The sequence below is a fragment of the Planktothrix sp. FACHB-1355 genome (assembly GCF_014748295.1).
Taxonomy (GTDB): domain Bacteria; phylum Cyanobacteriota; class Cyanobacteriia; order Cyanobacteriales; family Aerosakkonemataceae; genus Aerosakkonema; species Aerosakkonema funiforme_A.
In genome coordinates, this window is record NZ_JACJUP010000143.1 from 1 (window position 1) to 9,183 (window position 9,183).

Genomic DNA, 9,183 nt, shown 5'->3' on the forward strand with positions numbered 1-9,183 from the left:
TTATTCAGCCGAATTATACGAGCAGAAGTGCCAAGAGGTGTATCAGCACGTCTACGATGCTTATTTTGGGCAGGGAAGGAGTATTTATAGTAGTGCAGCTTGAGGGAGAAACTGGGGAGGGGATATGCGATCGCAAACACCAAAGATTTCAAAGCTTCCTCAATAGCTGGCTCAAGCTCGTTCTACAAGCGAAGCGTTAGCGGAATGAATCAATAGCCTGGATCTCGCTGCAAAAAAATGGTATTTTAATCGCACTCGTAACAGCTAGTAACCTTCTCCTCATGCAACTAACCATCTAGGATCTCGCTGTGCCAGTTACTCTAGGACTTTATTATTCACTCCAGAACTTTATTATTCACTTCAAGACTTTATTATGACCACAAAAAAGTTGAGCCGAGTCATTGCCCTATTCAATCAGTCCGGGGGCGTAGGGAAGACGAGTTTAGCAATGAACATTGCTTACCATATCCAAGAGCGCAAGCATCGGGTACTTTTGGTTGATATGGACCCCCAAGGTTCTCTCACTACCTTTATGGGCTTAGACCCAACCGAACTAAAACAAACTATTTACGAATCGATTTTGCAAGGCAAACCTTTGCCTATCCACTCTAACATTCACGGTATAGATCTCACACCAGCCAATATCAGCTTGAGTGCTGCTGAATTGGAATTGGTAGTGGCAGATATGCGGGATGGTAGGCTCAAAGAAGCTTTAGAACCAGTGCTTGAGCAATACGATTTTATCTTGATTGACTGTCCTCCCAGCCTGGGACTGTTGAGCTACATCAGCCTTGTCGCATCTACCCACGTACTTGTCCCCATTCAAACCCAATACAAAGCCTTCTGTGGAACTGAGTTGTTATTGAGTACAGTGGCACGGGTGCGATCGCGTCCTAACCGCCAGCTACAAATTGCTGGGTTTATTCCCACGATGTACGATGGTCGTAATATTCAAGATGCTCGCACTCTGGAAGCGATCCAAGAGCAATTGCAAAAAGTTGGTGTAGTTTACCCACCCATACCTCGTTCCACCGCCTTTGCCGATGCTTCGGAAGACCACGTACCATTAGCACTCTATAACCGCAAAAGCCCCGCCGTACCTATCCTGAAAAAGATTGCGACTAGCTTGGAGAAATTAGCATGAGCCGACGCGATCGCCCTTATCAACAAATGAAGTCGTTAGATGTCCTGTTTGGGGATGCTCAAACAGTGGCGGAAATGGTTCCCTTAGAAACGATTTACCTTCCCCAACAGCAGCCAAGGCGTTACTTTGACCCCCAAGCGATGCAGGAGTTGGTGGAGTCGGTGCGACAACATGGCATTCTCCAACCGCTCTTGGTACGGAAAGGAAAAGATAACTTGTACGAGTTAGTGGCTGGAGAGCGACGCTACCGAGCAGCCAAGCAAGTCCAGCTAACTGAAGTACCAGTTGTTATTCGGGAACTGAGCGATGAAGAAGCCATGCAACTTTCCCTGATCGAGAATCTTTGCCGTGAAGATTTGAATCCAGTAGAAGAAACTGAAGGAATTTTGCAACTGTTAGCTCTTCGCTTGGGAAGTGAACCAGAGGCAGTAACTCCCTTGCTGTACCGGATGAAAAACGCTGCTGATAAACCAGAAGATTCTAGGCATAACGTTATGCCTAACCCAGAATCCCAACTGGTGGAAGAAGTGTTCACCAATTTAGGATTAATGACTTGGGAATCCTTCGTTAAAAATCGCTTGCCCCTACTGAACTTACCAGAAGATGTTTTAGGGGCTTTACGTAGCGGTGAGATTGCCTACACGAAAGCCAAAGCGATCGCACGCCTCAAAGATGAAAAGCAAAGAAAAGAACTCCTCGACGCATCTGTAGCCGAAAATCTTTCCCTGAGCCAAATTCAGTCACGACTAAAAGCTTATATTCAGCAGCCCGAACCAACAGAGAGAAAAGAGCGGGTGGAGGCGATCGTTAGGCGAGTTAAACAGGCAAAGATTTGGGAAGATCCCCAGAAGTGGGAACGGTTGGAAGCACTTCTGGCGGAAATGGAAGCATTGATTGGTGACAAATAGGCTGGTGTGGGAATTCTCAAATTAACTTGAGATCGAATTCTAGAAAAGCCAATCTCTATCCTTATGAAAATCCTCCACCAATCACCCGCACTCAAAGATAGTTTTCTCGCTCAAGTAAGCCAGAAAAAAGCCGAAAATCGTCAAGCTACCCAAGAAGCATTAGGGGGTGGTTTTCTGGGAGCGATCGGTGCGGCAATGTTTGAGTTTAAGCAAGTCACCAATCAGTTTAAAGGCAGCGTGGGAGAATGGGGGATTTCACTGCTGCTTAAATCTTTACCAGACACTTGGGTGATGTTTAACAATGCCGTTATCCCTACCATGCGTTCAGGCAAATTTACTGAAATCGATCATCTGATTATTGGCCCAGGTGGGGTATTTTTAATTGAGGTAAAAACTTGGAAAGGATCATTTAGCGCCTATAAAGATAATTGGAAGCGACGGGAAGGTAATGATTGGGTGGCTTTATCCAACAGTCCGAGTTCTCAAAGTGCCTACCATCAAAAGATGTTTCAGCAATGGATAAGCGCTTTGGTTTCCAAATTACCTGACAACTGCATCGTAGCTCCAGTTGTATTTCCGGTAGCGAAATGGTTGGGAACTAACCAATGCTCAGTGCCAGTTTTGCATGGGGCAACTGCTTTGTTACAGATGATTGGTGAATCGCCAAATTGTTTGTCAGATAGTCAAGTTTTAGCGATCGCCCAAGCTGTGGAAAATTTAAGTTTGCCCTCACCAACCGAACCAAAACCAGCACCGATTTTGAAGAAACCCAAACCTTCTAAGCCCCAGAATTAAATAATGGAAACAGTTGGTAGTACAGCTTTAGTTGGGTAAATACAGACTTTTTTTACTTGGGCTTACTGAGAAAATTGTAAGTAATAGTGATTCTCGCATTCAGCAGAATGTCAACTCTCGCTGAATCCCGGTACATTCATCCCATTTTTATACTTATCCTCATAAGTGCTAATTAATAATGGCAACCAGGATTTCACATCCCAATCTGACAAAACACTGTACTGCTCTCGGTATTCGTAAATCTTTTTTAGATCGGATGCCCACTCTTGATAGGTTGATTTTCCGATCGTTCCCTCCGATGTTTGAACGTAATTAACCAAAACAAGAGGATTAAGTAAAAAACTTTCTTGGCCCCAACGACTTAAGCATTGAAGAAAATATTCATAATCAGCAAAAACACGGGTATTGGGATTCCATCGGGGTGCGTTATCCAGATGATGGGAGAACCCGTTACTATCAAAAATATGCTTTTGTACGAGCAAAGACTCACTATTAGCTGATGGGGGTGGAGCAATAAAAACTTTTCCCTGCCTTACAATTTGACTATTTCTGACAACATCTCTTCTGCGGTGCTGTCGAACCATGCTGCATATAATCTGCGGGTTGACTTGAAAAAACCTGATGGTTGACTCAACAAATTGAGGCAACAAAGCATTGTCATCATCTAAATAAGCCACAAGAAAACCTTTGGCCCTGTCAAGACCAAGATTGCGGGCATGACATAAGCTAAATCCTTCTGAGCGATGCTCCATCTCCAAATAAGCGATCGCCAAATCTGCTTTAATTTGAGCCACAAAATTTCGCGTAGCTAGATCGGGGCCATCGTTAATAATTACCCATTCAAAGTTTCGGGATGTCTGACCCAAAACACTAGGATATGCAATATTAGCTAATTTCTCTACCCGGTTGTGGGTTGCAGTAATTAAAGAAAGCCTCATGCTTCATCCCCCGAAGCCTCATACTGATAGACCCATTTTTCAATGTCTCTCCCCGTTGCTACTGTTATCAGCCTCTCCAGTAAAGTAGCCATTTGTAGTGGGCCTACACCACCAGGAACGGGTGTAATATTTTGCGGAATTTCATAAGCTGAGCGTTTGACATCCCCAAAAAGGTTATTTCCAATCGGGACAAATCCGGCATCAACTACCAGCCGATGGTAAGGTCTTAAATGCCTTTCATCTAACAATTCAGGAACTCCTGTGGCTGAGACGACAATATCTGCTTGTGTCGTTCTGAGAAGGTCGTCTCCTACATCTAAAATCAAACAGTTGATACCGTTTTGTTCCAGTAATCGAACAACACCTTGACCAACGAAGCCCCGACCGCCGACCACTACTACTTTAGTATTTGCATCTGTAAATGGCTGAACTAGACGAGCGATCGCATCACTTGTAGCAGAAGCTCCAAACAAGGGATGGTTCTCCACGAGTGCATCAAGGTCTTTCTCTGGCAACAATAACTCTAACTCAGGGATCAGTAGCCTGGGTACAGGGTTCTGCACAATTACCCCAACCGTATCGATATCCGAGTTAGCAGAAGTGATAATGTCCCTAAACTCCAGCGGAGTTGTATTTTCAGACAGGAGACGATAATCTACCTCGCAGTTCATAAAGCTAAAAGTCTTTACCTTTTCAGCCGCTGAGATTTCCGCTGCACGATATTTGGCAAGTTCAATTTGCGAAGCTTCTGGAGGCGGTGAGAACTTCAGGATGGTAATACTTTTACCTAAAAAGCTACCCTGAAACGGCTCGCATTTGGCTTTGACTGCTTGCAGGATTTTTCTGGCTCTGATTTGAACCATATTACTCAGTGACTTGCGAGTTCTGCTAAAACCCGATCGACAGGTTCTAAGTCGATCCAGCCAAGTATCTCTTTTCTTGGCGCGGCTCTCAACACAGTCCAGAAACCTTCACCCTCTCCTAAACTTGTTCCATACCAAGGTAAATCCACTCTGGAAAACTCATCGGAGAAACCTATATTTTCGTATGAACGAGGTTGTGAGAAGTCACCATAATGCACAATCCAGACAATCTGCTCTAGGGGTACACCTATCTGGGATTCAAATGTTTGGACAACTGCGCTGGCAAGTCCTTTGATATCGTGCGTAATTGCCGTGTTGTGTCTATTACTATCTAATTCTGAGGCAATAACTATGGCTCGCTCATGGACTTCATCAATGTAGATGCGGAGCAAACAATGGCAGGAAAGTGCTTGTTTTGACTGCCAATAAAATATGGTTTTGATGACTTGAACGCTATCTTTCGTGCTAGTGAGTAAAGTGTTGGCCTGCATATAAAGTTATCCTAGTTGATTTAAGTTTAATTCCCGGCTATTACGCTTGTGTACTGTTCTTATAGTTTTTGACTTGATACGAGTAGCCTGGGGCAAAAGCTTCTGAATTTCTCGTACTAACTGCCGATTATCTGGATTGTTGTTATCTACTAGAACCACCTGTGGCACAGTGGAAAGAAAATCGATCGGGAGAGTGCGATCGCTATCAACAGCCATATAAATTGTATTAGAGCCAGACGGGTACTCAGCAGCAAGCAATTCGAGAGCCACTATTGGAGAAGAGGCTAGAGCCACTCTCTGTATCGATGAATCTTCACTGCCACCCAGTCCCATCCAAAACCAACCCGCAGAGCGTTTACTACCAGGGGCTAAACGTTGACCCTCAGTTCCCCAAACAATTGCGCCAGTTACTTGTCCCTGAAGCTCGCGCATCACGAACACCGCATTACCAGAACCATCAGCGTAGACTAAACCGCGCTGGTGCAAAGCATTGACCAAATTCTTAGGCAGGTGTCTTTCACGTATCAGATAATTCTGCACCGCAGTCCACTCACTTTCGACCGACTCCGGCGGCACAAAAGAGCGGGTAGGTTCAACAGCAATAATCTGTTGGGCTTGTTCCCTAGCATAATGAGTTACGGCTCGAAGCATACCTTCACAACCAAAGCGGTCAGCCAGCCAAGCTTGAGCCTGTTTTAACCCGCATTGATTAACCTGCATTACTAGGTCCATCGCACTATTGCCGCGCTTACTACCTGTAAGGTCATAGAATTGAGAGTCAGTGATATTGAATTGGTATCCGTGACCGTGCCAAATGCTTGCTTTAGCAATATCGCTCTCGGCACAGTCAAGCCCCAACTCGTAAGCCACATCTAAAAGAGATAAGTCGTGTAATTGCTCGGTTTGGGCTTTTAAAAGTCGATTTTGTGCTTCTAGTTCTTTGAGGCGTTGTTCTAGTTTCTGCCTTTCCCGTTCAGAAGCCAAAGCTTTTTGCTCGGCATCGCGTTTTTGCTTGAGTGCGAGAGTGCGATCGCTCAATTGGCGATCGATGACATCTACACTAGGTTGTAATAATTGTTCGACCCGCTGCTTATACCCAATGGCAGATTCAGTTGAACGCGGTTCGGGAAGAGAGCGAAAACAGTCCAGTTCTGGAGCTTCTTGGTTGACGTGCCAATAATACTCTTTGATTTTCGTGTACGTAGCGTGACTCCCCTTAATACCTCGTTCTATCCCGATGGGTGAAAGCGCAGCTGCGTAACTATCTTGCAACGACGATAGTTTGTACCTGTTACCGAATAGCGCCCGACAGTTAAGTTTACCTTGCTCATCCAAAGGGACTAAATAAGCGTGGATGTGGGGTGTTATTTCATCTAAGTGCAATTCGGCTCTGACAACGAGATCGCCATATTCTGACTTTAACCAGTTGACCGAAGCAAGCTTCCACCTCTCTAAGCGTTCTAAGTCGTACCTCCCTCCCGACTCCGGGTTATCTGGTCGGAAGTAGTCAGGAGAAGCTCCAAGCAGCATCTCAACGGCTAACACTGCATTGGAGCGAATTTTTTGATTACCGATTTTTTGTCTAACCAACGTTTCCAGGGTCGGGTCATCGCTATTTCCGATCGGCCTGATATTTTTGACATCAGGGTTAGCATTAGGTGTTTCCCGGTCTCTGCTAGTGTGCGAGGAACTGCTAACTAGGTTTCCCCACGATTTGATTTTTTGGATTTGGAGAATTCCAAAAGCCATCTGAGAGTTAGTAGAAAGTTTCTCTTTTTCGATAGTGCGATCGCGACTCTAAAAATAGACTCAACCGACGGAAAGAATGCTTCTAATACCTCGTGCATAAAAATGTGTAATGAGTACACATTTGGAATTAGGCAAATTTAGCTGCGCGAAAATCCGCGAAAATCCGCGAAAATCTGCAAAAGGGAGCAAGTGTAAACCTATCAGTTTATGACAAAGTAAATTTAACTTTCGCGGTAAAAATCTAATATCTGCGAAAATCCGCTAATTTTAGCCAAAATCCGCACTAAGTAATTATGCCTAAAAAACCAGTTGAATTAAGAGTGAGTCGAGCAGAAGGAACCCCAGAAGGAAATTTGTTGGAATTCCTCAAAAATTATCCCTCTAAGTCAACCGACGAAATGGTACTAACAGCGTGCCGTGCCTTTTGGATGCCACTAGCGTTGCGACGGCTTGGTATCTACGACGAAGAAACTATAAAGGCAGCAGCAATAGAAGCGAAATTAGAACTGCTCAAGCAAGCCGAATTTATCACCCAATTGTTTGGACTTGAGCCAAATATGACCTGGGCTCGGGAAGCTATCCTTCAACCACAAGAGAAGTTGGAATTAAAAAATCAGCCATCCACTATAAAACCAGATGAATTGGAAGAAGAGGAAGAAGAGGAAGACGACTTTTCAGATATGCCTCAAGTTAGAGAGTTTATCAAACTCCCGACAGAACTAGAAGCTTAAATAATTGAAAAACCCATATTCCATCTTTCGCTCTTTTGAAAGAGGAGAGCGAAACCAAAAATCATCGACCATAGAGCAAAAAGACTTGTATTTGTAGAGTTTTCGGACAGCTTATGAACTTTCAACCCGACCTGATTGTAGTGTTGGACTTAGGGAAATCACGCCTCAAAATAATTTACCAAATTCCCACACAAGCTAAAGTAAAAGCACTGTTTATAGAGCCAGGAATAGCAGAGCTATCCCCAGAAGAAGTGGGCCACCTTCAGCCCAGCCGAACTGCTGCGCCAGAAGATGATGCTTGGTTGATGCTGCCTTCCACTCAGCCGCTGGCTGTCGGTTTTTTGGCCGAAACGCGGTTTGCTCCTCGATGTGACACTAAAGAAGCCAAATACAAAATCGTATCGGGAGCAGTAAGATATCTGACGGCAATTGGTGCGATCGCACAACGAGAAAAAGAAGCCCTTATAGAGTATAAAGGATTCGCTTCCAAAGGCACAGATAATGCTGCTAAATATCTGCGAATTCATGCCACCCTTTTATTACCCCATGTGGAAATGCCAAATGCCAGTTCTTTGCGGAGCGAACTAGCAGGAGTTGCGCCTAAACCTATTCAATTCAATTTTCGCGGACAAGACTACACCCACCTGACAGTACCGGATTATTTTAAGTTAAACATTTTAGCTGAAGGAGCCGGACAATTAGCATTAAGAGGAACTCAACTCTCTGAGGCTGAATTTGCCCGCAAAAATATTTTGGTGTTGGTGATGGGTCAGTACAACGTGACAGCGATGCTCTATCAGCGAGGGCAGTGTGTCAAAATAGAGAGTCCGGCTCTCGGTTTCCATAATCTGGTAAATTATGTTTTGGATAAAACTGCCTTAGATGCTTCTATAATTCGTCGCGCTCAACTAACAGAGGCTATCTATTATGGACGTGACGATCGCAGCTTACTGCAAGCATTATTAATAGGTAAAGTTGAGAAGGAAGAACATATTCAACAACTCACCAAAGAAATGGTTTCAGCGGTTGATGATGGCTTCAAATCTTACTGGAATTCCACAGCTAACTGGCTAAAAACAATGCTGGGGCCGAATTTAGTAACACTAGACGAAGTTCTGGTTGGAGGAGGCGCATCTGTGGCGTTTAAGGAAGAAATAGAAAAATTGTTTGGTAATGCCAAAGTGATTTGGGGAGGTGGTATCAAGCGGGAAATTGCACAAACTTTTGGTTTAAAATTAAGCGATCCAATGGTAAATCGGTTGGTAGATGCTTACGGCGTATTCAAGCGAGTGTCCCAGATGTATAAGTCATCTGTTGATAAAGTAACAGCTTAAATTTTCAGCGCAAGAACTGTATCTGAAACCATCCACAACCATCATCTATTCTAAACAAATGGGTCGGTGTCCGCTGAGTGGTAATTGATATCGGATTAAGAATCCACCAGGCTATGAGGTAGGTCATAAGAATTCTTGGAGTTCATACCCCAGAGAGTCTAAGACCTGAATTAGCTTCTATTAATCGCTCAAAACATGGTTTTGTGAGTAGGATACAAAGAAGATTCAGT

The 9,183-nt window shown here is 44.2% G+C and carries 9 protein-coding genes; 5 read left to right on the forward strand and 4 right to left on the reverse strand.

The window, feature by feature from the left end; translation table 11 throughout:
* Nucleotides 1-373 precede the first annotated feature (373 nt).
* From H6S82_RS09095 to H6S82_RS09105, 3 genes are all read left to right on the forward strand, one after another.
* Nucleotides 374-1,144 carry a ParA family protein gene (locus tag H6S82_RS09095; RefSeq protein ID WP_322111993.1) on the forward strand — a complete coding sequence of 257 codons (771 nt, stop codon included), beginning with the start codon at nt 374-376 and terminating at the stop codon, nt 1,142-1,144.
* A complete protein-coding gene (locus H6S82_RS09100) occupies nt 1,141-2,052 on the forward strand; it encodes a ParB/RepB/Spo0J family partition protein (RefSeq protein WP_190472395.1) in 912 nt (303 codons plus the stop codon). The genes H6S82_RS09095 and H6S82_RS09100 overlap by 4 nt, the downstream gene beginning before the upstream one ends.
* A gap of 63 nt (nt 2,053-2,115) precedes the next feature.
* On the forward strand, nt 2,116-2,847 hold the full coding sequence (locus H6S82_RS09105) for a nuclease-related domain-containing protein (protein ID WP_190472391.1): 732 nt from the start codon (nt 2,116-2,118) through the stop codon (nt 2,845-2,847).
* A 110-nt stretch (nt 2,848-2,957) separates the two neighbouring features.
* Here H6S82_RS09105 and H6S82_RS09110 read toward each other — a convergent pair whose 3' ends face one another.
* Genes H6S82_RS09110 through mobV form a run of 4 tightly spaced genes read right to left on the reverse strand, consistent with a single transcriptional unit; the run spans nt 2,958 to nt 6,888 of the window.
* Nucleotides 2,958-3,785, reverse strand: coding sequence for a glycosyltransferase family A protein (locus H6S82_RS09110; RefSeq protein WP_190472388.1), 828 nt, complete (start codon nt 3,783-3,785; stop codon nt 2,958-2,960).
* Nucleotides 3,782-4,648: a bifunctional 5,10-methylenetetrahydrofolate dehydrogenase/5,10-methenyltetrahydrofolate cyclohydrolase gene (locus H6S82_RS09115; RefSeq protein ID WP_190472385.1), complete on the reverse strand. Its 867-nt coding sequence runs from the start codon at nt 4,646-4,648 to the stop codon at nt 3,782-3,784. Before H6S82_RS09115 ends, H6S82_RS09110 begins: the two co-directional genes overlap by 4 nt.
* A 5-nt stretch (nt 4,649-4,653) precedes the next feature.
* A complete protein-coding gene (locus H6S82_RS09120) occupies nt 4,654-5,139 on the reverse strand; it encodes a hypothetical protein (RefSeq protein ID WP_190472382.1) in 486 nt (161 codons plus the stop codon).
* A 6-nt stretch (nt 5,140-5,145) separates the two neighbouring features.
* Entirely contained in the window at nt 5,146-6,888 is a 1,743-nt protein-coding gene (mobV, locus tag H6S82_RS09125; RefSeq protein WP_190472378.1) for a MobV family relaxase, read from the reverse strand.
* 293 nt (nt 6,889-7,181) lie between these two features.
* Here mobV and H6S82_RS09130 point away from each other — a divergent pair, with 293 nt between their 5' ends.
* On the forward strand, nt 7,182-7,619 hold the full coding sequence (locus H6S82_RS09130; RefSeq protein ID WP_190472375.1) for a hypothetical protein: 438 nt from the start codon (nt 7,182-7,184) through the stop codon (nt 7,617-7,619).
* 113 nt (nt 7,620-7,732) lie between these two features.
* Nucleotides 7,733-8,953, forward strand: coding sequence for a hypothetical protein (locus H6S82_RS09135; RefSeq protein ID WP_190472372.1), 1,221 nt, complete (start codon nt 7,733-7,735; stop codon nt 8,951-8,953).
* Nucleotides 8,954-9,183: the final 230 nt, after the last annotated feature.